This is a genomic window from bacterium, from assembly GCA_037143175.1.
Taxonomy (GTDB): domain Bacteria; phylum Verrucomicrobiota; class Kiritimatiellia; order CAIKKV01; family CAITUY01; genus JAABPW01.
In genome coordinates this window covers 17,973-40,805 of sequence record JBAWZF010000006.1, presented here as the reverse complement: position 1 = coordinate 40,805, position 22,833 = coordinate 17,973, and the positions used below count along the sequence as shown (strand labels likewise).

Annotated in this window: 17 protein-coding genes and 1 tRNA gene; 12 read left to right on the top strand and 6 right to left on the bottom strand. The window is 53.6% G+C overall.

Annotated elements, in window-relative coordinates; translation table 11 throughout:
* The first annotated feature begins 68 nt into the window (after positions 1-68).
* Positions 69-2,030 (top strand): PAS domain S-box protein, encoded by a 1,962-nt coding sequence (locus WCI03_03850; GenBank protein ID MEI8138982.1) that lies wholly within the window; start codon positions 69-71, stop codon positions 2,028-2,030.
* Positions 2,031-2,143: 113 nt separating this feature from the next.
* On the opposite strand, the gene WCI03_03845 is transcribed toward WCI03_03850, so the two are convergent.
* Both WCI03_03845 and uxaC read right to left on the bottom strand, forming a co-directional pair.
* Positions 2,144-3,223 (bottom strand): sugar kinase, encoded by a 1,080-nt coding sequence (locus WCI03_03845; GenBank protein MEI8138981.1) that lies wholly within the window; start codon positions 3,221-3,223, stop codon positions 2,144-2,146.
* Between the two features lie 30 nt (positions 3,224-3,253).
* A complete protein-coding gene (gene uxaC / locus WCI03_03840; GenBank protein ID MEI8138980.1) occupies positions 3,254-4,672 on the bottom strand; it encodes a glucuronate isomerase in 1,419 nt (472 codons plus the stop codon).
* 148 nt (positions 4,673-4,820) lie between these two features.
* Between uxaC and WCI03_03835 the strand changes: the two genes are divergently transcribed.
* Positions 4,821-5,144, top strand: a complete 324-nt coding sequence (locus WCI03_03835; protein MEI8138979.1) for a pyrimidine/purine nucleoside phosphorylase — start codon at positions 4,821-4,823, stop codon at positions 5,142-5,144.
* Here WCI03_03835 and WCI03_03830 read toward each other — a convergent pair.
* Positions 5,134-5,901: a DUF4184 family protein gene (locus WCI03_03830; protein ID MEI8138978.1), complete on the bottom strand. Its 768-nt coding sequence runs from the start codon at positions 5,899-5,901 to the stop codon at positions 5,134-5,136. The genes WCI03_03835 and WCI03_03830 overlap by 11 nt on opposite strands.
* 132 nt (positions 5,902-6,033) lie before the next feature.
* Here WCI03_03830 and WCI03_03825 point away from each other — a divergent pair.
* From WCI03_03825 to WCI03_03810, 4 genes are all read left to right on the top strand, one after another.
* Positions 6,034-6,109, top strand: a tRNA-Lys gene (locus tag WCI03_03825).
* Between the two features lie 64 nt (positions 6,110-6,173).
* Positions 6,174-7,052: an S-methyl-5'-thioadenosine phosphorylase gene (gene mtnP / locus WCI03_03820; protein ID MEI8138977.1), complete on the top strand. Its 879-nt coding sequence runs from the start codon at positions 6,174-6,176 to the stop codon at positions 7,050-7,052.
* Between the two features lie 12 nt (positions 7,053-7,064).
* Positions 7,065-8,678, top strand: coding sequence for a peptide chain release factor 3 (locus WCI03_03815; GenBank protein MEI8138976.1), 1,614 nt, complete (start codon positions 7,065-7,067; stop codon positions 8,676-8,678).
* 79 nt (positions 8,679-8,757) lie between these two features.
* Positions 8,758-9,813 (top strand): hypothetical protein, encoded by a 1,056-nt coding sequence (locus WCI03_03810; GenBank protein ID MEI8138975.1) that lies wholly within the window; start codon positions 8,758-8,760, stop codon positions 9,811-9,813.
* On the opposite strand, the gene WCI03_03805 is transcribed toward WCI03_03810, so the two are convergent.
* Positions 9,814-10,854, bottom strand: a complete 1,041-nt coding sequence (locus WCI03_03805) for a putative zinc-binding metallopeptidase (GenBank protein MEI8138974.1) — start codon at positions 10,852-10,854, stop codon at positions 9,814-9,816.
* 341 nt (positions 10,855-11,195) lie between these two features.
* Here WCI03_03805 and WCI03_03800 point away from each other — a divergent pair, with 341 nt between their 5' ends.
* Together WCI03_03800 and tadA are read left to right on the top strand one after the other, a co-directional pair.
* Entirely contained in the window at positions 11,196-12,185 is a 990-nt protein-coding gene (locus tag WCI03_03800; GenBank protein MEI8138973.1) for an aldolase catalytic domain-containing protein, read from the top strand.
* Positions 12,185-12,673, top strand: coding sequence for a tRNA adenosine(34) deaminase TadA (gene tadA / locus WCI03_03795; GenBank protein MEI8138972.1), 489 nt, complete (start codon positions 12,185-12,187; stop codon positions 12,671-12,673). Before WCI03_03800 ends, tadA begins: the two co-directional genes overlap by 1 nt.
* 5 nt (positions 12,674-12,678) lie before the next feature.
* Here the strand turns inward: tadA and rmuC are convergent, their stop codons facing one another.
* Complete coding sequence (gene rmuC / locus WCI03_03790; GenBank protein ID MEI8138971.1) at positions 12,679-14,061, bottom strand: DNA recombination protein RmuC; 1,383 nt, start codon at positions 14,059-14,061, stop codon at positions 12,679-12,681.
* Positions 14,062-14,298: 237 nt separating this feature from the next.
* Between rmuC and WCI03_03785 the strand changes: the two genes are divergently transcribed.
* The 3 genes from WCI03_03785 (at position 14,299) to WCI03_03775 (ending at position 20,192) form a co-directional block, all read left to right on the top strand.
* A complete protein-coding gene (locus WCI03_03785; GenBank protein MEI8138970.1) occupies positions 14,299-15,831 on the top strand; it encodes a glycoside hydrolase family 18 protein in 1,533 nt (510 codons plus the stop codon).
* A gap of 213 nt (positions 15,832-16,044) precedes the next feature.
* Positions 16,045-16,926: a helix-turn-helix domain-containing protein gene (locus tag WCI03_03780; protein MEI8138969.1), complete on the top strand. Its 882-nt coding sequence runs from the start codon at positions 16,045-16,047 to the stop codon at positions 16,924-16,926.
* 125 nt (positions 16,927-17,051) lie between these two features.
* A complete protein-coding gene (locus tag WCI03_03775; GenBank protein MEI8138968.1) occupies positions 17,052-20,192 on the top strand; it encodes a glycosyl hydrolase in 3,141 nt (1,046 codons plus the stop codon).
* 51 nt (positions 20,193-20,243) lie between these two features.
* On the opposite strand, the gene WCI03_03770 is transcribed toward WCI03_03775, so the two are convergent.
* On the bottom strand, positions 20,244-21,794 hold the full coding sequence (locus WCI03_03770; GenBank protein MEI8138967.1) for a cellulase family glycosylhydrolase: 1,551 nt from the start codon (positions 21,792-21,794) through the stop codon (positions 20,244-20,246).
* Between the two features lie 96 nt (positions 21,795-21,890).
* Between WCI03_03770 and WCI03_03765 the strand changes: the two genes are divergently transcribed.
* The gene (locus WCI03_03765; GenBank protein MEI8138966.1) at positions 21,891-22,799 is read left to right on the top strand and encodes a 4Fe-4S double cluster binding domain-containing protein; all 909 of its coding nucleotides are present in this window, start codon (positions 21,891-21,893) and stop codon (positions 22,797-22,799) included.
* Positions 22,800-22,833: the final 34 nt, after the last annotated feature.

Sequence of the window (22,833 nt, the reverse complement as noted above, 5' to 3'; positions counted from 1 at the left end):
GGATGTCGCTTACTCACAATTGGGTGAATTGGGTGAGAAAACTGAAACGCTCCTTAACGGGGTGAAATATGACTGAGGGACCCATCATACCCGCAACCCCTGAGATGAAGTTAGTTGACATTGCTTCCGCTCAAACTCCGGCGGTTGAGTTAGCTGCCTCAGAACTTCGTTATAGACGGCTCTTTGAGACAGCCAGGGATGGCATATTAATCTTAGATGCCGCTACAGGAACGGTCGTGGACGCAAATCCATTCCTGCTCAATTTGCTAGGCTACTCCCACGATCAAATCATCGGACAGGCCATCTGGGAACTAGGATTCCTGAAAGACACCATCGCCAGTTGGGAAAATTTCCTTGAATTACAGCTGAAGGAATATGTCCGCTATGATGACCTGCCGCTGGAAACGTTTAATGGACGCCGTGTTGACGTTGAATTCATCAGCAATGTTTACTTTGTGGATCAAAAGAAGGTCATCCAGTGCAATATCCGCGATATCACCGAACGTAAACGGGCGGGGGAAGTCCGCACCCGCTTGGCGACCGCGGTTGAACAGACTGCAGATACAATCGTGATTACCAACAAAGATGGCATAATTCTATATGCCAATCCCGCGTTTGAGACCACAACGGGATACACCCGCGAGGAAGCGATTGGCCAGAACCCACGTATCCTGCAAAGCGGCAAACAAGATCCGGAGTTTTACCAGCAGATGTGGGCGATACTGAATCGTGGGGAAGTATGGCGCGGCCATTTTATCAATAAACGCAAAGACGGCAAACTTTACGAGGAAGAGGCGTCCATTTCCCCCGTACGCGATGCCACTGGCAAGGTCGTAAACTATGTGGCATCCAAACACGATGTCACTCATGAGGTCCAACTCGAAAACCAACTCCGCCAGGCTCAGAAGATGGAAGCAATTGGCCGCTTGGCAGGAGGCGTAGCACACGACTTCAACAACCTGCTCATGGGCATTATGGGTTACACCGAACTATGCCGGGATCACATCGACATCGGACATCCGAGCCGCCAATGGCTTGACGAAATCACCAACGTAGCCCAACGTTCCGCGGAGATTACACATCAACTTCTCGCCTTTGCCCGCAAACAGACTATCGCGCCTAAGATCCTGAATCTTAATGATGCTGTGGCTGGCATGCTCAAACTTCTGCAACACCTGATCGGCGAAGGCATCAAGCTGGCCTGGCACCCCTGCCCTGCCCTTCGGCCTGTTATGCTCGACCCATCACAGGCTGACCAGATCCTTGCCAACCTCTGCCTCAATGCCCGTGATGCCATGGGAGGGCTTGGGACCATCTCTCTCGAAACAGGAAACATCGCCATTGACGAGATGTATTGCAATGGGCATGTGGACGCAACTCCCGGCTCCTATGTGTTTCTGGCAGTAAGCGACGATGGGTGTGGCATGGACCCTGAAACACTGACGCATATCTTTGAGCCATTCTTTACCACGAAAGGCGTTGGCAGCGGTACAGGACTGGGGCTTGCAACTGTATACGGCATTGTTAAACAAAATCATGGTTTTATAAACGCCTATAGCGAACCGGGCAAGGGGACCACGTTCAAGATCTATTTCCCGCAGGTTATGAACTCTACTGCTGAAGCAGCCGAGGCTATCGCCGCAGAAGCCCCCAAAGGCCACGGGGAGACGATTCTACTGGTTGAAGACGAAAATTCACTGCGAGTGACGTGCAGCCTGTTCCTGGAAACTTATGGGTATAAAGTCCTGTCGGCAAACACTCCGGAGGAAGCAATAGAATTGTCAGGACAGTATGCGACTGATATTCACTTACTGTTAACGGACGTGGTCATGCCCGGTATGGATGGAAAACAACTGGCACAACGTATCTGTGCAACCAGGCCTTCTATCAAGGTTTTGTATATGTCGGGATATACGGCCGATGTAATAGCCCAGCGCGGTGTGCTGGAACAAAACACAGCCTTCATGGCCAAACCATTCTCCCGCAACGAGCTCGCTCATAAAGTTCGGGATGTGCTGTTGACCGCCTGATCTTCAACCGAGTGGCCAGCCAAAAATCTGCTTTTGATGGGCAGATGGCTCCTTATTATCTTGCTTGCTGAAAGCGTAGAAATACGGAATATGATTATTGAGTTGAAACTCCCTTAACGTTGAACGCGGGCATTGCCCTTCCAAATACTCCACACTTGGTCCTCATCCGCAGGTTGACCGTAATCGGTCAGCAAAGTGGTTGCCAGGGCGCCAGTCGCCCAGCCGAACTGAATCCACTTCTCGGGTTCCCACCCCTTGAGGATCGCATAGAGCATCCCCCCGACGAATCCGTCGCCACCGCCAATGCGGTCAAGCACGGTAATATGGCGAGGTTCAACAACATACCACTCGCTGCCAGCGGCCACCAAGGCACCCCACAGGTGATTGTTGGCATCCTCAACCTCACGAAGCGTGGTGCCATACGTCTGGGCATTGGGATACGCCTTTTTCACACGCTCAATCATTCCCTTGAACCCATCAATCTTCGCCTTAATGTCCTTGCCCCCCGCTTCGGGTCCCTGAACACCAAGACACAACTGGAAGTCCTCTTCATTACCGACCAGGATGTCAGCCACACTGGCAATTTCGGCGAAAATGGCCGAAAGCTCTTTCTCGCGTCCTTTCCAAAACGACGCGCGGTAATTCAGGTCAAACGAGATCTTGGTACCATGCTTCTTCGCGGCACGCGCCAGCTCCAGACAAAATGTACTTGTTTCCGGGGAAAGTGCTCCAATCAAGCCGGACAGGTGGACAATCTGCACACCCTCTTTGCCAAAGATTCGATCCAGATCAAAATCCTTCACATTCAGTGTACGGCCGACCTCGCCCGCTCGGTCATTCCATACACGCGGCCCTCGTGACCCGAACCCGCTGTCCGCGATGTTAATCTGATGACGGTGCCCCCAGGGCCCACCCTGCGCAACCTCAGCACCTTCGAAATCCATGTTGCGGGCGCGCAGATTATCCTTGATGAGTTGGGCGATAGGACTACCCTTCACAAACGTCGTCAACACTTTGACCGGCAAACCGAGATACGAAACAACGCTGGCGACATTCGTTTCAGCGCTGGTCGGCTGCATCATGAACGTACCCCCGCAGTGTACCGGTTGACCATTCACTGGCGTGATCCGGATGCCCATGCTCGTAGGAACCAACAGGGAGTACTTACAGTTTTTTTTCAGTTCAATTTTCATGATAAATAATCTCCTTCAATACTTTACATCTTATGACTGCGACTTTGATGACGAAAACGAAAAATAACGACTCGCATTTCCATAACAGATATCTTTAACCATCGAATCGATCAGTTCCGGGGCATCAGGTAATTCGCCCCGGTCCACATCCTGTCCAATCATCTGGCACAAGATTCTTCTAAAATATTCATGACGTGTGTAGGAGAGAAAACTCCGGGAATCCGTCAGCATCCCGACAAACCGGCGCAGTAAGCCCAAGTTAGACAACGCATTAAGCTGGGCCTCCATCCCATCTTTTTGATCCAGGAACCACCACCCGCTGCCCAACTGAATCTTGCCCGGCGTCGTACTATCCTGAAAACATCCCATTACCGTGCCGATCACATGGTTATCGGACGGATTGATGTTATAGATGATCATTTTGGGTAAATGCCCTTCCTGATCCAGAGCATTTAAATATCCGACAAGAGCCTTCGCCTGCTCGAAATCTCCAATGGCATCAAACCCCGTGTCGGGCCCCAGTTGTTTCATCATCCTGGAATTATTGTTGCGCAGCACGCCGAAGTGTAACTGCTTGACCCAACCCCGTGTATAATCAAGACGTCCGAAAAATAACATCATGAATGACCGGTATTTGTCCGCCGCTTCCCGTGAAACATTTTTACCCGCCCTTGCCGTATCAAAAATGACACTGGCATCGACCTCGGTGCAAGGCTCGGCGTAACACCGTTCAATACCGTGATCAGATAACCTGCACCCCATCTTATGGAAAAACGCATGTCGTTTATCCAACGCGGCCAGGAAATCAGTCAACCTCACACATGTCAGGCCACTGGCGCGCTCCAGGGCATCCACCCAGCCATTAAAGGCAGGTGTATCAATCCAAAGTGCCTTATCGGGACGGAAAGTGGGGTAGACCTTAGTGGTCAGTCCTGACTTCTGAATTTCACGATGATGCTCCAGTGAATCAATGGGGTCATCCGTTGTGCATACCACCTCAACGCAGCTCTTTTCCAACAAGCCCCGGACACTCATATAAGGCTGTTGTAGAGCCTCATTAGCTTTTTCCCAGATGCGGGGCGCCGACTTTTCATCCAGCAGTTCATCGATGCCAAAGTAACGCTTCAATTCCAAGTGGGTCCAATGATAGAGGGGATTGCGCAGGGTGTAAGGCACCGTTCCGGCCCAGGCCATGAATTTTTCATAATCCGTGGCATCGCCTGAAATAAACCGTTCGGCAACCCCGTTGGATCGTAACGCACGCCATTTGTAGTGGTCTCCGGCCAACCAGATTTCATATAAATTACGAAACTGATGATTGCTCGCAATCAGAGCTGGAGGCAGATGGCAGTGATAGTCAATAATCGGCTGAACGGCAGCCACCTCATGATACAAACGGCGAGCTGTTTTGGATTTCAGGATAAAATCGTCATGTATAAATGATTTCATAGGGTTACTCGTATAATGATCTTAAAGAGAAAACACAAAGACTTTCTTGCATCCAATCTCAGGCATGATATTTTGCGCGGATTGCCCTCCTATATGGGGCGGGCCAATATTTGAAAATGCTAAATTCTGTCAGAATAGGAATTTCACCATGAGCGCGATCACCTTTGAAAATGCTTCTGTAACGGCAAAAGCCAATATCTACTTCGACGGCAAAGTGGTGAGCCACACCCTGGTCCTTCCCGATGGCACCAAGAAAACACTGGGCCTGATCTATCCAGGCACCTACACGTTCAATACCGGGGCTCCGGAAGAAATGAAGATCATTGCCGGCACCTGTAAAGCCCGGCAAGCAGGCGTCGCTTCCTGGACTCCCTATGCCGCAGGCACTCAGTTCGATGTGCCGGGAAATTCCAAGTTCGACATTACCGTAGAATCCGGTATCGCCGAATACATCTGCTCATTCAAAGCCTGACCCGGTTTCGGTAAGCGATGAGGATCAGAATTTCCAGCACGAGTGCGGACATCTGAAACAGGATAAGCCGGCCTGCAAAAAGGCGCAGGGTCCGCAAATCGCTGACAATCGGGATGGAATAATTTGCATAAAGCACTGCCGAAATCGTGGCGATCAACAACAACACCACGTACAAGGGCAAATGAGTCCTGAAATCAAGAAAAGTGGCAAGACTCGCCCCAGTCCGGTTCAGAAAAAACCAGCGCACATATTGCGTGACCAGCACCAGCAACAGGCCAAATGACATGACGAACTGGAGCAGGTCACACAGCGGCATCGCCCGACCATACACCTGCAATACCGGTTCCCTCAAAAAGGGAAGCCGTTCGGCGAGCAGGCCATAATCATGGGTGAAACTATCCAGCAGCAAGTGGATAAGGATGCCGATCACCACCGAAATAAGAATGAGAAAAAACCGTTTCAGCGGCCAGAATCCAAAATGGCCCGCATAGGGTACTAATCGGCGGCGATGGGCCAGAGGAACCAGATATAAGAGAGGCCTTTTTATGAAAGCGTGAAATCCCCACAGGACAAATAGGGCCAATGGCAGGGTAAAAAATACGATCCCCTCCGGCGAATGCCCCCAGTTATTGTTAGTCGAAAGACGCAAATAATACAGAAAATCCGGAGCCATGCTGCCGACGACCAGGGCCGACATAATCAAGCCCAGTCGGGCCAAAGGCGCAGCCACCGCCACATGTGAAAGTGTAAAAGGCATCGAATCTCCGCTCACCCGGCCAACTGCTTACTGCATACTGGCTTTTCGGTATATATACCCGTGCCTCACCTTTTTGTCGATACGCCGTTGACATCGCTTCGGCGTTTCTCTATTGTAACGCGACTTTTTCGCAGGCCGTTAGCTCAGTTGGTAGAGCACGACACTTTTAATGTTGGGGTCGTGGGTTCGAATCCCACACGGCCTACCACCCCTTTACAGGATGTTCAGATACTGAACATAAAGTAGAAAACACTTTACTGATAAGGACACCCATGAAATTCGGAATCATTGGCGGCAGCGGTTTATATCAACTCGAAGGACTCGAGAATGTTAACGAAATTTCCCTGACCACCCCCTTCGGCCAGCCCTCCGATGCTTATATCCATGGCACCTTAAGCGGCATTGACATTTATTTCCTGCCACGCCACGCCCGGGGACACCGGATCCTTCCGGCCGAAATCAATCACAAGGCCAATATCTGGGGCTTTAAAAAACTTGGTATGGATCTCGTCATGTCAGTCAGCGCTGTCGGCAGTCTGCGTGAAGGCATCCGCCCGCGTGACATTGTTTTGCCCGACCAATATTTTGACCGTACCAAAGGGTCCCTGAACCACACCTTCTTCGGGAACGGCATCGTCGGCCATGTTTCTTTCGGTGATCCCACCTGCCACAAACTCCGGGAACTCATGGCCAAGGTTGCCGTCGAAGTCGTCAGTTCGCTGAAACTGGGTGATATCGTACGCCTTCATAAAGGGGGTACGTATGTGAACATGGAGGGGCCCGCCTTCTCAACCCGGGCGGAATCGAACTCCTACCGCCAGATGGGCTTTGATATCATTGGCATGACCAGCCTGCCGGAAGCCAAGCTATGCCGGGAGGCTGAACTCTGCTACCTGCCCATGGCGATGGCCACCGATTACGACTGCTGGCGCGTCAGCGAAGAGGAAGTTTCGGTTGATATGATCATCCAGACCCTCACCGCCAACACCGCTCTGGCAAAAGAAATCATTCGCCGCTTTGTCGCGCAACTTCCCGCGAAACACGAGTGCTCCTGTCAGCAGGCACTGAAAAACGCCATCATGACTGATATGAAGACCGTGCCACCCGCCACACTGGAGGCACTAGTGCCTCTTCTTGCTAAATACCGCTAACGGTCCCCTACCATGTCTGATCCTTCCATGCTTGCTGAAATTGCACGACGCCGAACGTTTGCCATCATCTCTCATCCGGATGCCGGCAAAACGACCCTGACTGAAAAGCTCCTGCTGTATGGGGGCGCCATCCAGTTGGCGGGCTCGGTCCGCTCACGTCGGGATCGCAAAAACACCAGTTCCGACTGGATGGAATTGGAAAAAGAACGCGGCATTTCAATTTCCTCAACTCTGCTTCAGTTTGACTATGAAGGGTGCGTCATCAACCTGCTTGACACCCCAGGCCATAAGGATTTCAGCGAAGATACCTACCGCGTGCTCACCGCCGTTGACAGCGTCATCATGGTCATTGACGCCGCCAAAGGTATCGAGGAACGCACGCGTAAACTCTTCGAAATTTGCCGTCTGCGCGGGATTCCCATTTTCACGTTCATGAATAAAATGGATCGTCCGGCACAAGATCCCCTCGCCCTCGTGGACGAATTGGAGAAAGTCCTCGGTATCGGCGCGTTCCCGGTAACCTGGCCCCTTGGCAGTGGCGTGGAATTCAAAGGTGTTTATGACCGGTTGACGAAGAAACTGCATCTATTTGAACGGACCGCTCATAATGCCCATCGCGCACCTGAACAGGTTTCAGGTATCCATGATCGTGTCCTTCTGGACCAGATTCCTCCTCATATTCGTGATCCTTGGCTCGAAGAGCTGGAGATGCTTAGCGCCGCGGGTGAAAGTTTTGATGAACAACAGGTGCTTCGTGGTGAAATCACTCCGGTTTTCTTTGGAAGCGGTATGACTAATTTCGGAGTGAAACTCCTCCTCGACTATTTTGTGCAACACGGTGCGCCTCCTCAGCCGCGCATTTCAAGTAGCGGCCCCATTGCACCAGATCACCCTGACTTCTCAGGATTCGTATTCAAGGTTCAGGCCAATATGAACCCCCGACATCGCGATCGGCTTACCTTTGTCCGAGTTTGCTCCGGGAAATTTGTGAAGGACATGGTGGTCAATGACCCCGAAAGTGGAAAACCCGTCCGACTCTCCTACCCCCAGAAATTATTCGGCCAGGATCGGGAATCTCTGGAAATCGCCTATCCGGGCGACATCGTCGGTCTGGTCACCCATAAAGCATTTCGCATTGGTGACACCCTGACAAGCAATCCGGCTATTCGCTATGACGAAATCCCCCGGTTCCCGCCTGAAGCCTTTTCCTTCATCCGTAACTCAGGTGCCTCCAAACAGAAGCAATTACGAGAGGGGCTCGACCAATTGTTACAGGAAGGGGTCATTCAGTCCTTTGAACTGGTCAATGACTTTCAGACGGCCCCGCTACTGGGCGCAGTCGGCCAGCTTCAATTTGAGGTTGTCGCCTACCGCCTCCAGGCCGAATATGGGGCCGACCCCCGGATGGAACCGGCGCCGTTCAATCAAATTCGCTGGTTTTCTCCCAGTATCACCCGCGAAGCCCTGGACAAAATCTATTTAGGCACCGGCGTCAAAATCGCCACGGATATCCGCGGCCAGTATGTCATTCTCTTCCCTGATAAATGGGCCGTTGAATACTTTCTCAAAGAGCATCCGGGCGTAGAACTCCATACCTTATCGCCCCATGCCACCGCGCCAGCCTGACCCGTAAAATCTGTCTGTTGCTTTATCCCTCATCATCCTTTAGATTGCTAAAAGCACGACGATTGAACTGGAGATTATTATGAAGCAGATGAAGCATTCGACACGTTACCATGTGGCCCTGGTGTATAACGCAGGAGCATCCGCTTCCCCTGAGGTCCCAGAAGATACGGGAAGTACAGATGACTTACGCAAGATGATCCGCCGTATGGCCCATGTGCTTCGCAAAGTCGGATACAAGGTCACGATTGTCCCCCTCGCCAACGACCTGCTTGCATTCCAGCGCAAACTGCGACGCCTCCGTCCTGATGTTGTATTTAATCAGTATGACGACGTCGTTCATGGCGCCTTGTACGAAATGCGCGTGGCCGCTCTCGTCCAGATGATGGGATTCCCGATCACCGGCTCCCCCGCCCTCGCGCTGGGGCTGAGTCGCTACAAATACATGTCCGCCAGTTTGCTCCAGGGTGCGGGAATTCCCATGCCGCCCAAAACCGAAATTATCGAGCGCATCGGCGACGTGGACCGCGTCAAATGGAATTTCCCGATCATTGTGCAGCCCAGCCGCGAACATGCCGGCATCGGGCTCTCCCGCGATTCCGTGGTATCCACCAAGTCAGCCCTGAAAGTTAAAGTGCGCGAAATTCTTAAGCACTACCATCAGCCTGCCCTGGCCCAGCATTTTCTCCCCGGCCGTGAGTTCAATGTCGGCATTCTGGGGGGGCGCAAATTGACAGTTCTCCCCCTGGCCGAAGTGGACTACACCCGACTCCCCGCGGAAATTCCCCAGATCATGTCCTATGCCGCCAAATGGATGGAAGACAGCGTGGAGTACCAGAAAACATCCGTCATCTGTCCGGCAGAGGTGGAACCCTACCTGGCGCGAGAGATCAGTGCGATTGCGCTCCGCGCCTTTCGTGCGGTCGGCGGCTGGGGCTATGGGCGTGTGGACATCCGCCTCGACGAAGTTGGTCAACCCCGCGTCCTTGAGGTCAACTGCAATCCGTCTCTGGATGAGAGCGTGGCACTCGCCCGCTCGGCGGAGAAAGCGGGAATCGACTATCCGCACCTGCTCCAGCAGATCGTCAAAACGGCCATGGAAGGCCCCTCGTTCGACGTGGGCGTACCGATGATGTAACTACCCCGTAAACCGCCCGGTATAGGCGAAATCCTTGGCCAATGAAGTGGCCAGCGAGGTAATCTCAACCAGTTTTTCGGTTCCTTTACGCCGGGGCATCCGTAAGTTCAGGAACTTGGAACGATCCGCCAGCTTCTCAATAATCGTCGTAACTTCCTCGGAATCCAATCCTGACCAGATACTGATACTTGAGGCCAGGCGATTCCGATGCTGCCGGATAAAAGAACAAGCCGTACTTTGAGACTCCGCACGCACCTTGGGAAAAACCTGCCGCAGTTTGTCATCCACATAGCCCTGGGCAGCCTCACGATAACGCTCGGCCCGCTGTCCGTAATGCTCAGCCAGGAGCATATTCATTTCCGTCACGGGATTCAGCAACGGCCCCGAAGCCACCACCGGCGTAGCTTGCCGTTTCAGACTTTTCATCAATTTCGAGACAAACATTAACTTCCGCATCGCCGGCCAAAACCGGTATTTGCGTTGCCAACCTGAACGGGGGGTCAACCAGATGGCAAACGTCTCCGCAAAATCCTCATCTGGATGCTTCTGGGCATAGTTTCGCCCATACTGGCTATGAACCAGATGCCGGACGAAATCACGACTGGAAGGATCTGGCAGAAATACATCGCGATATGGTTTGGAAAATTTTCCAAAAATGTCGGTCCAGCCCGGCCATTCCCACAAACGATAGGCATAGTTCAGAGCGTGCCCAATCTCATGACGCAAATACATCATGGTGGTACGGGCATCTTCAATTTCCCCTGTCTGTTCTTCTTCAATTCGTGCCAAACGCCGGTCTGCCAGATAAAAAGGCACCCCTACCGCAGGAACCTCATCTGGACAACCCCAGCTGTCTGTCAGATAAAATTCAGGGATGAAATTGAGTCCTTTAGCCTGAAGTTCACGAGTTACCTGCTGGATCATGGCTTCAAGCGGAGACCCCTTGACCGATAGCGATAGATCACAAATGCGGGTATTAAGCAATTCGTAACGAATTGTACTCCAACTAGTTACAAGTAATTTCGCCTGTGCTGCACTCATTATCACACCTGAGAAATCAATACCGTTGTTATGTTACAGAAAACACAAAGAGCAACGATTTTAACACCTTATCCCCAAAACGGAACCGTTTTTTACAGGGATGCTGGTTAAATATTTTACATATTAAGAATGCAGTATAGGTGAGATTGTCGCCATTCTCACGAAATTGGAGACCATGATAAGTGCTGGCAAGCCGGATGCAGAGACGATCACCAGCGCGATGCCCCTGCAGATGAATAGGCTTAATATTTTCCCGCATTGACAAATGACCTAAAAACAGCCTGAATACCGCCCTTCGGACGGCCTAGGGTGGCTTGGTTAACAAGAACAGGATATAATTTATGGCAAACACTGAACAGATGAGCGGCACCAAGGGATGGATCTCGTACCGTCCTGAAATCAAGGTTATGGATGTTACCATCCGCGACGGCGGCTTGATGAACAATCACAAGTTCGATATCAGCCTCGTCAAATCCGTTTATCAAACAGCCTGTGATGCCGGTATTGACTACATGGAAGTAGGCTACAAGGGCTCCAAAAAAATCTTCTCCCAGACGGAACACGGGCTCTGGAAATTCTGCGACGAGGATATCCTCCGCCAGGTTGTCGGCGAAAAAACGGGCGGCACCAAAATCTCCGTCATGGCGGATGCCGAACGTACGGATTACCACACCGACATCCTCCCGCGCGAAAAAAGCGCCATTGATATGATCCGCGTCGCCTCCTATATCCACCAGATTCCCACCGCACTGGAAATGATCAAGGATGCCCATGACAAGGGCTATGAAACCTGTATCAACCTGATGGCCATCTCCACGGTTCCGGAATCCGAACTCGACGGGGCTCTGGAAGTCCTCAGCCTGTCGGAAGTTGATATCATGTATCTGGTGGATAGTTTCGGCACCCTTTACAGCGAACAAATCAGCGCATTAATGCACAAGTTCCATAAGTTCGCCAAAGTGGGCGGCAAGGAAGTTGGGATTCACACTCACAACAACTGTAATCTGGCTTACGCCAATACCATCGAAGCCATTATCTGCGGTGCGAATTATCTGGACGCCAGCCTGGCAGGCCTCGGGCGCGGTGCTGGCAATTGCCAGATGGAACTGTTGCTTGGGTTCCTTCATAACCCGAAATACCGAATGCGTCCGCTGCTGAAATGTATTCAGGAGGATATTGAGCCCCTCCGGAAGGATTTCTTCTGGGGCTTCAGTATCCCTTATATGATCAGCGGTATCCTAAATCGGCATCCCCGCGAAGCCATGGAATTTATGGAAAAGGGCGATAGCTCCGATATCGTGAAGTTTTATGACGAGATGACGGAAGCCTGATGTTTGAACCGACCCATGAGCATTACATGCAGTTAGCGCTGCGGGAAGCGCAACTTTCGGCCGATAGTGATGAGGTTCCGGTGGGCGCCATTATCGTTAAGGCTGGTGCCATCATCGGGCGAGCTCACAACCAGACAGAACTGCTAAAAGACCCGACGGCACATGCGGAAATGATCGCCATTACCCAGGCGGCCTCCGCCGTCGGCGACTGGCGCCTTACCGATACCGTCCTCTATGTGACCAAGGAACCCTGCCCGATGTGCGCAGGGGCAATTGTCCTGGCTCGCATTCCGATGGTCGTGTTCGGCGTTGCAGATCCGCTGCGGGGCGGGGCGGTTTCCGTCTTCAATATCCTCAATCATCCTCAACTGAACCATCGACCCGTGGTAATTCAGGGTATTCTGGAAAGCCCGTGTCGCACCATGCTTCAGGATTTCTTCCGCAAAAAGCGCAGCGCGAAATCAGAACCTTCTGTTTTGACGTCGTAACACGATCACGCGGGCGATGACGTCGAAGGCGGCAGGCGCAGGGAGGCATTCAGGAGCGGCACATCGGCAAGGACTTTGCCGGTTATTCCCCCACCCAGTTTCAGGAGCTTCTCGCCACTGGGCCGGACCATGCGCTCATAACTGCCGACGGCATCATTAAAGGCATTATTGGCCTTGTCCAAGCCATACCGGATGCGCTCGAAATGTTCGGTAAACTTGGTTACCCGTGAGAAAAGCTCCTGCGCCGCCTCAGCAATCGCCTGGGCATTCTCGGTCTGGGCATATTGCTGCCAGCTCACACTCACGGAACGGAGCAAGGCGATGAGCGAAGCCGGCGTGGCCAGCATAATTTGTTTGCCGGCAGCCCAAACAATCAGATCGCGATCCCCTTCAAGTGCGGCACTGAACAAGGATTCCGCAGGGAGAAAAAGCACGACATAATCCAGCGCGGCCGGAAACTGATGCGGATAATCACGATCCGCAAGGGCCTTGATGGTACCTTTCAATTTCGCTGCATGAATAGAGAGCGCCTCGGCCCGCTTCACGGGATCGGCCGCTTCCATCGCATCCAGAAAATCAAGATCCGGCACCTTGGCATCCACAATGATCATACGTTCGCCCGGCAGCCGGACGATAAGGTCCGGCTTGCTATCACCAGACTGTGCCTGTTCAACAAAATCGCAATGGGCACTCATGCCGGCGGCTTCAACCACACGGCGCAACGTCTCCTCACCCCAACGCCCACGCGCCTGATTCGAGCTGAGCACGCGCCGGAGTTGCAGGGTTTCGTTCGAAAGGGACTGACTTTGCAGGGCTAGCGTTTCAAGATGCTTCTTCACTTCCCCGAGCGTGGTGGATTGCGAAGCCTCGCTTTGCTGCAGGCGTTGCTGATAGTTCTTCAGCTGTTCTTCCAGCGGTTTGACGAGCGTGGCAATGGACTGCTGGCGCTGGGCCAGATCGCCTTTGGCGGATTCCTGGAACTTGGCGAGCGTTTCGTTAGCGAGCCGCAAAAACTCAGGCTGAGTCTGCTTCAGCGCATCAGCACTCAAGGCCTTAAACGCTTCACGCAAATCGGCAATGGCCTTGTCCTGCGCCAGACGCGCCTCTTTTAAGGCCTGGTCATGACGCTGCCGTTGCTCAGCAATCAGGTTTTCCGCAGCGGCATAGTTGGCTTCAGCAGAAGCGCGGGCGGTCTGCGATTGCGTAAGCCCTGCGCGAATTTGCGACAATTCAGATTCGCGTTGAGCGATTTGCTGTCGAAGCTCATTCTCAATACGGCTATCGGGCGGAGAGGCAGAAGCACGGCGCTGGCCAAACAACCAGCCAATCAGTCCACCAAACAAACCGCCAATTGCCAGTCCCAACAGAATATATAGTACGGAATTCATGAATGAAACCTGCCAGTACTGCCCAGTGATGTCAAGATCGGCGAAAGACCATGTACGCAAGTCGGCACGCGAACTGCTATTGATCATTGCATGCTAAACAAAACACAGATTCAGAGCATCATCGCCAGGGGGCACGGATCAATGAAATCAGGCATGCAAATCGGGTTAAACTCAATTAATCAGGATTTGTCTATCAAAACACAAACAATTCTTCGCCTATCAAAGCATTTCGCAATTATGAAAAAAATGATCATGGGCGCGTTGTTTCTGAGCGTAACGGCGCTGACGGTTAACAGTCAGGTCGTAGCCGGTTATTATGCTGAATGGACCGTTAACCGCTATCCCCCCTCAGCGATTCCGATGCAGAATCTGACCCACATCATTCATGCCTTTGCCTGGCCAAATGCCGATGGCAGTATTTCATATCCGTCGGGATTCCTTACACCTGTGCCGGATCTCACACAGCGCGCCCATACGGCTGGTAAAAAAGTCTTAATTTCAATGGGGGGCTATACAGACTCACTGGGGTTTTCGCCCATGGCGGCGAGTGCAACCGCTCGTGCTAAGTTTGTATCCAACCTCACGGCGTTATGCCTGACAAATCACTATGATGGCGCTGACTTGGATTGGGAATTCCCGGAAAACACCACGGATCGGCAAAACCTGAACCTTCTGGTTCAGGATATTCGCACTCACTGGAACCAGGTGGCGCCAACCCTGATGTTGACGATGACCATAGATGCTTCGGATTGGCGCGGAAGATATTACGATGTCACCACACTTCACCCGCTGTTAGATTGGATCGGAGTGATGACCTACTGTTATTATGGTTCCTGGTCAGGATATTCCGGCCATAATGCCCCGCTTTATTCCGACCCACGCGATCCTCTCGCCGCGGGCTCCACCGATGAAAGCATCCGCCAGTATTTCCATGACCAGCGGGGTGTCCCCTATAATAAACTGGTTGCGGGCATCCCTTTTTACGGCTTGGTATTTACCGGAACCACACAACTGTATCAGCCTGCCAGCGGCGGGGATCCCATCTACTATAAGGATGCCGCTGTCCTTAACTACACCTACAACTGGGACAGTGTATCCCAGGTCCCATTTCTCACTTCCACGCTAAACGGCGGGACCTTCGTTGGGACTGAAGATCCAGTTTCCGTTCGTTTGAAATGTCAGTATGCCAAAGCCCAAGGCCTGGCTGGGGTCATGCTCTGGGAAATCAGTCAGGATGTACTCAGCATCGGGAACCAACCTCTTCTCAGCACCATTGGGACAGAGATGCTGGCAGTCCAACCGCCGCCTCCCTCCACCCCGCCCACAGATGATTACGCTACCGGCGAAATCCCGAGCGTCGGCACCATCTCAGGCAGCCGGTCATCCCTGCTCTCGTCTGATAATGTTTATGAGTCCATCAAAGAAGGGCTTTCAGGCGGAACCTCCAGAAAACGGTATTCCTACCTGAGTCATGTCTGGACGTTCACTGTCACCGGCGGCAGTGCAGTGACATTCAATGTGCAGGCCTATCACTCAGCCAACCGCGAGACCGACCATTTTGCTTTCTCCTATTCAACAAATAATGTGAATTTCACCTCCATGCTGACGGTTACCAAAACACTGGACGACAACAGCACACAAACCTGCCCCCTTCCGCCCGCTCTGAAGGGGAAGGTTTATATCCGGGTTCAGGATACCAATCAAAAGGCAGGCAGCACCTCCCTGGACACCATATATGTAGACCAGATGTTTATCAGGTCTACGCCATAGGGAACATCACTCTGTTTTGGCTCTTGTTGTGGGGCGGATGTCCCATCCGCCTAGTTGACAGTGGGGCCAGCAGAGAGGCGGATGGGGACATCCGCCCCACATTAACTCATCGTCTTACACCCAACTCTTCAGCCCTCCTGGTGCCAATCGGAGATGCGCCCCTCCGGACTCCTTTCTTGACTTGCCGGATGCTTTCAGGGGAATCTTGGCGCCATGCCCAATGGAACCCCTACTACGCGCCGAGTGGATTACTTCTCCAAAAGGATGGATGTCGTCGTCCTGCTGAAGTTGAGCCAACAGTCCAATATAGAACTTCATGCCCATGAATTTTCAGAACTGGTAATCATCACCGGAGGTCATGGTAACCATTTCACGGAAACGGGGAAATTCCCGGTATCAACCGGCGATGTGTTCGTGATTGATCCCGGCTTGGCCCACGGCTACCGCGACACCCACAATCTGTCATTGATCAATATTCTCTTCAATTTTGATCGCCTGAGCATCCCGCTGGTGGATCTGGCGGAATCTCCGGGATTCCACGCCCTCTTCCGCCTTGAACCCCACTACCGGCACGAGCATGCATTCGAAAGCCGCCTCAAACTCGACTCCAAACAACTCAAGGAGGTATCCCCCCTACTCGCCCGGATGTATCAGCATAAGCAGTCCGTACAGCCCGGCCATGACTTCATTCAGCTATCCCTCTTCATGCAACTCGTGGGGATCCTATCGCAAGGCTATGGGGAGATGGTATCGGCCCCCTCAAGGCGACTGATGGATGCTGGCGCGGTGTTCAGCCATATTGAGCGCCATTTTGACAGGGCCATCACCACCGCCGAACTCTGCCGCATCGCCCACCTTTCAGAAAGTTCCCTGTTACGAATGTTTCATGAGACAGTCGGCACCTCCCCTCACGACTACCTGCTCACCATCCGGATCAACCACGCCCGCAACTTGCTGGCCACCTCTCCCGACAAAATCACCACTATCGCCTTTCAAACGGGGTTTTCCGACAGTAATTACTTCGCCCGCCAATTCAAAAAACGTACCGGCCTCTCCCCCGCCGCCTACCGCGCCAGAAACAGCAGTAAAGCCTGACGGTTTTGTGCTACTGCTTGGTGTTTCTGTCATGGCGGATAAACCCACCCTGTGACATAGTCCCCTCCGCGTTGCCCGGAAAAGCACGCGGCTCAACAGGCCCATTCATGATGAAAGGTTAAGTTATGAAAAACACTTTGCTTAATGATTTTAAGAGTCCCGGTGCCGAATATCGAGGTGCCCCCTTCTGGGCCTGGAACGGCAAACTCGATCCCGCTGAATTGCGCCGCCAAATCCAGGTCATGCAACAGATGGGCCTGGGTGGCTTTTTCATGCACTCCCGGATCGGCCTTGCCACCTCCTATCTCTCCCCGGAGTGGTTCTCCTGTATTGATGCCTGTGTGGACGAAGCCAAAAAATTAGGCATGGACGCCTGGCTTTACGATGAAGACCGCTGGCCTTCCGGTGCCGCAGGGGGCCTGGTCACCAAAGACCAAAAATATCGCATGCGCAGCCTGGTCCCGAAAATTTCCGAGAAAGCCTCGGACCTGAAGTGGACCTCGGATACCGTCGCCGCCTTTACCGCGAAGATTGATGGGACGTCGGCCAGCCAAGTCCGTCGTTTACCAAAAGGGAAGGCCGCCCCGAAATTAGCCGCAGGCGAAAAACTGATCGTGTTCGTCATCGAACTGCAGGGCTGCAGCAACTGGTATAACGGCTTCACCTATCTTGACACCCTCAGCCACGAGGCCGTAAAGGCCTTCATCAAGGTCACGCACGAGGCCTACAAAAAACACAACGGAAAGGAATTCGGCAAAACCATCCCGGGCATGTTCACCGATGAACCCAACCACGGCAATAAACTCGGCCACGACAATAACACGGGTAACCCCGGCGGCCTTCCCTGGACCGGCTCCCTGCTCAAGACCTTCCAAAAACGATATGGGTATGATCTGGTGCCACACCTCGTGGAACTGGTCTTTGATGTGGACGGAACAGGGATGCACCCGGCTCGCCTGAATTATCACGACTGTGTAACCCATCTGTATGTGGATGCCTTTGGCCGCCAGATTTTTGAGTGGTGCCAGAAGAACAATCTCAAATTCACCGGTCACCAGCTCGAGGAAGACACCCTCTCCAGCCAGACCAACATGGTCGGTAGCTGTATCCGGAACTACGAGTTTATGCAGGCCCCGGGTATGGATCTGCTGACCGAGCACTGGCGCGTTTTCAACACCGCCAAACAGGTCACTTCGGGGGCACGGCAGTTCGGCGCCAAGTGGCGGCTGACCGAGACCTACGGTTGTACCGGCTGGGACTTCCCGTTCGCCGGACACAAAGCCCTGGGCGACTGGCAGGTGGCGATGGGCATTAATCTGCGCTGCCAACACCTTGCCTGGTACACCATGGAAGGCGAGGCGAAGCGGGACTACCCGGCGGGCATTTTCTATCAGTCCCCCTGGTGGCAGCTCTATCCGAAAGTGGAAGATTACTTCGCCCGTATCCACGCCGTCATGACCCGCGGCGAGGAAGTACGGGACCTACTCGTGGTTCATCCCGTGGAGAGCATGTGGATGCAGGTTAAGATCGGCTGGCGTGGTAATCCCGAAACCCATGCGATGGACACCCTGCATTCGAAATTAACCGAAAACCTGCTGGCCCAGCATCTGGACTTCGACTTCGGCGACGAGGAACATCTTGGCCGCCTCGGCAAAGTGGCCAAGCAGGGCGGTACCCCGATCCTGCGTCTCGGCAAGGCGACCTACAAGGCTGTCCTGGTGCCCCAGCTCAAAACCATGCGCCGCTCTACCCTCGCCTTACTCAAGAAGTTTAAGACTGCAGGCGGAACGGTAGTGTTTGCCGGAACGCCAGCTGGTTATGTGGATGCCCTGAAGTCCGAAGACGTTGCCCAATTGGCCACAAGCTGTCCGCAGGTTCCCGCCACCGGTGCGGAAGTTGCCGCCCCCCTGGAAAAATCCTGTCGCCGCGTATCGATTTCGGATGCGGCCGGGAACGAAATCGGGGTTGCCCTCTATCTGCTCCGCGAAGATCGTGACAGCTTCTTCCTGTTTGTCTGCAATACCAGTGAAGATTTCGTCAACGCACCCGGACATTCCATGAACCAGCCTCTGGTCCGCGACCGCAAGTTGGCCTTTGCCGATGTACGCATCCGCGGGTTTGCCGGTTGCACCGGAACGCCTGTTGAGTTGAACCCCGAGACGGGAGCCACCTCCGCCTCCGAGTTCAGCCGCAACGGAAACGGCTTCGAAATTCGGACCAGCCTGCCCGCCTTGGGTAGCCGCATGTTCTTGATTCCGAAGGTTACGCAAACCAGTATTCCAGCCGTGTCGACACCGACGCTCAAAACGTTGCGAACCGACAAACTCGGAGGCGAGGCCTGGGATATCACCCTTTCCGAGTGCGCGAATCTGGTCCTGGATCGGCCGCGGTACAGAATCGGCAAAGGCGACTGGCAGAACGCCGATGAAATCCTGCGGATCGACCGCGCCGTGCGGAGTTCGTTAGGCATTCAGCACCGTTCCGGGAATATGGTTCAGCCTTGGGCGCAGCCCCACAAACCGAACCCGAAGCGGACTCCAGTCTCCTTGACGTACACGTTCGACTGCCAGGCTTTGCCATCAGGCGATCTGTTCGTCGCCCTGGAGCAGCCTCAAACGTTCCGTGTATCACTGAATGGTGTTCCGGTGAATCAAACGGCTGAGAGTGGTTGGTGGGTTGACTTGTCCCTGCGCAAGCTGCCGTTGGATACGGCCCTGTTAAGACTGGGAAAGAATGAGCTGACATTGGAATGCGACTATGAAGAGACGCATCCCGGACTCGAAATCGTTTACCTGCTCGGCAACTTCGGCACAGCGGTCAATGGAACAGACGTCGCCATTACCGCCCTGCCTACCAAGCTTCAACTGGGTGACTGGGTGCCGCAGGGGTTGACCTTCTACTCCGGATCCGTCAGCTATCGACGCTCTATCGATCTGAAGGCGGCCCCAGGACAGCGTCTATTCATCCGCGTGCAGGAATACCGGGGCGTCGCAGTGCGGGTACTGGTCAATGGCAAGGAAGCCGGAATTGCCGCCTGGGAGCCGAACGAGGTGGAAGTCACGGGGCTCGCCGAAGGGCTTGCGGACGTGCAGATCCAGCTTATCGGCCACCGCCGGAACTCTCATGGCCCGTTCCATCTGAAGGAAAAATGGCCGCAATGGACCGGTCCGGGTGAGTTCACCCGGGGCCCCGACAGTTGGTTTGACGGATACCAACTTGTACCCTGCGGCCTCATGGCAGAACCTGAGTTGATTGTACGCGGCTGATAGACAATCTTGATCTCAAGCCCTCCAGCAGGGCTTGAGATCAATTCAGACCTATTTGAGAACGCGTGGCAACAAAGCCCCTTTTAGCGGCTGTATCCAGCAGTCCTTGGCGGGATCGTATACACCAAACCCGGAACAAAATTCCCAATAGGTGTACCCCATCTTTCGCTTCATCGCAGTAGCCGCGACAAAACGCGTCCATCTTTCCCGCGATTCCATTGGGGCCTTGTTGAAGGCGCCAAATTCTCCCAGATACAAAGGCCGACGATGTTCGACCGCCCAGGCGATCGCGACATCGAAATCGTGTTCAATCGCCTGTTTCTCCGCTGTCGTCCCGGTCCACCGGGTTCCCAACCATTGTTTCGCATCAGGACCAACCCAACTCGCCCCCTGATGAGTAAACGCAAACGGACTGTAGTAGTGGAAGGTGACAATCAAGTGGCGGTCCTGCTCTGGCAGAACCAGGTCCTTCAATTCGCTGATGCCATTCCAGCCAACCGGACCAATCACAATCTCCCGGGTTGGGTTCGACGGCCTGACGACCGCCAAGGTCTCGACTAACAACCGGTTCCACTTGTCGGCCAGCAAATTACCTCTAGGTTCATTCAGCAATTCAAACAGCAATTCAGGCGGCTCATTTTTATAGTGTTCGGCTATTTGTTTCCACAGCGCCAGAAAGCGGGCGCGGTGTGCCTCCGGCTGATCCAGCAACTCGTCGTAGTGGTGCATGTTCAGGACCGTGTGAAGCTGTTGTTTGAGTGCTTGATGGACAGCCCAGTCCACCTTGGCAAAGAATTTTGGATCAATGCGGTATGGAGGTGTGGCGTCGGCAAAAGCCGACCACCGCACGGGAATTCGCACGGTATCAAAGCCGGCGTCCTTGATCTGCGCAAAGTATGACTCCTTGAGCATCACCCCCCAAGCTCCATCAGCGGGGGCCTCCAATGCATTTCCGAGATTCACACCACGGCCTGGCAGCGGCTTCAGTTGCCGGAAGAATGGATCTGCCATGATTTTCGCCAGATCAATGCGCTCCACAGTAACCGCACGAATCGAGTCGACCTCAAAGCGATGAGCACGGCCGGGGCGATCCAATAGCACGCGCATCGAGACGATTTTGGTGAGATCCATGGGGTGGCCGGCAGTGCCATGCCACATCCCGAAGGGCACGACGAGCACGGCCTTCCCTTGTTCCGAAACCGTAACGGACGCGACGTTACAGAACTTCTCTCCATCCGAACCCGGATTGTTAATACTGAGCAAAACACGGATTGGCACGTCTTCCGGGTTCCGGACATCCATTTCAACCGCATCGTACCCTGCCAAGTCCCAAACGCCTTGGCGAGGGGCGATCAGCACCCCGGGCCAGTTGGCTTGGGCCTCGGTGGTTATTTGTAATGCCTGGCCCTCCTTGGCGGGGACTAGGGAGGCCTGAGCTTGGTCCGGACTGAGCCGTATCGCCCGGGCATCTTCAAAATCAACGATCATTCGCGGCGTCACGACGGGGCTATCCGACGCCATGACCCCTGCCGCCATTGCGACAGCACTGACCCTCACGGCCAAATTCAGCATTTCACGAATCACTCTGGATTGACGATTCATTCGGCGATCACCTCGTAAACGAAAGATAAATAGGCCCTCTCGAAAAAGCGATATGTTTGTCACAATCCAGTACTTCCGCTATTCTCCCAGTGACTCATGACCATAAAGGCACAAATCAAGGCGCTTGCCACTGAACTTGGATACCACGCTTGTGGCATCACAGGGATGCAGCCGTTTGATGACTATCAGACAGCGCTCAAGGAAAACGCCGAGCGCTTCCCCGATGCGGCAACGCTCTACCATGACATGGAGCGTCGCATCAATCCCGCCACCTTCGCGCCTTGGGCGAAGTCCATTGTCGTGGCCGTCCGCCGCTACGGCAAATATGATATTCCTGAATCCATTACCCGCCATATCGGCCGCAATTATCTGTGCGATCGCCGCATTAAAGCGTGTCCGGATAATACTCTGCCAAAACGCATGAAGCAGGGGCTCATCGCGCTGGGAAACCGGGTTAAAATCGGCGGCATCCCCTGCCGCGAGGCGGCGGTCCGGGCCGGACTCGTGAAAATTGGTCGGAATGGGTTCGCCTATGCCGACGGATGCGGCTCATGGCTCAATATCGAGGCCTGGCTTATCGACACCGAACTGGAGCCCGACGCACCTTCACCCCCGGAGGCCCCCTGCCCAACTGGCTGCAAGGCCTGTCTGGACGCCTGCCGTACGTGTGCCTTGACGGAACCCTATGTCGTGGATATGAAACGCTGTATTGCCTATCTGACCTATGAGGAGTCGTTGCCCATTCCGCAGGAATTGTGGAATAAAATGGGGCCCTGGATCTATGGGTGTGATGACTGCCAGAATGCCTGCCCCATGAATCATGGAAAATGGAAAGCACTTGAGCCCGCCCCATGGATCGATTCCGTCGCCAGCCAGTTAACGCCCGAATCCCTGGCGTCCATGGATTTGGTAACCTACCAGAAACTCATTTATCCGCTCTTCTGGTATATTTCCGAGAACGACTTAGAACGCTGGCACAAAAATGCCCACCGCGCTTTACTCTAAAAAGAACTAAACTACTGAACACGCAAAACACACG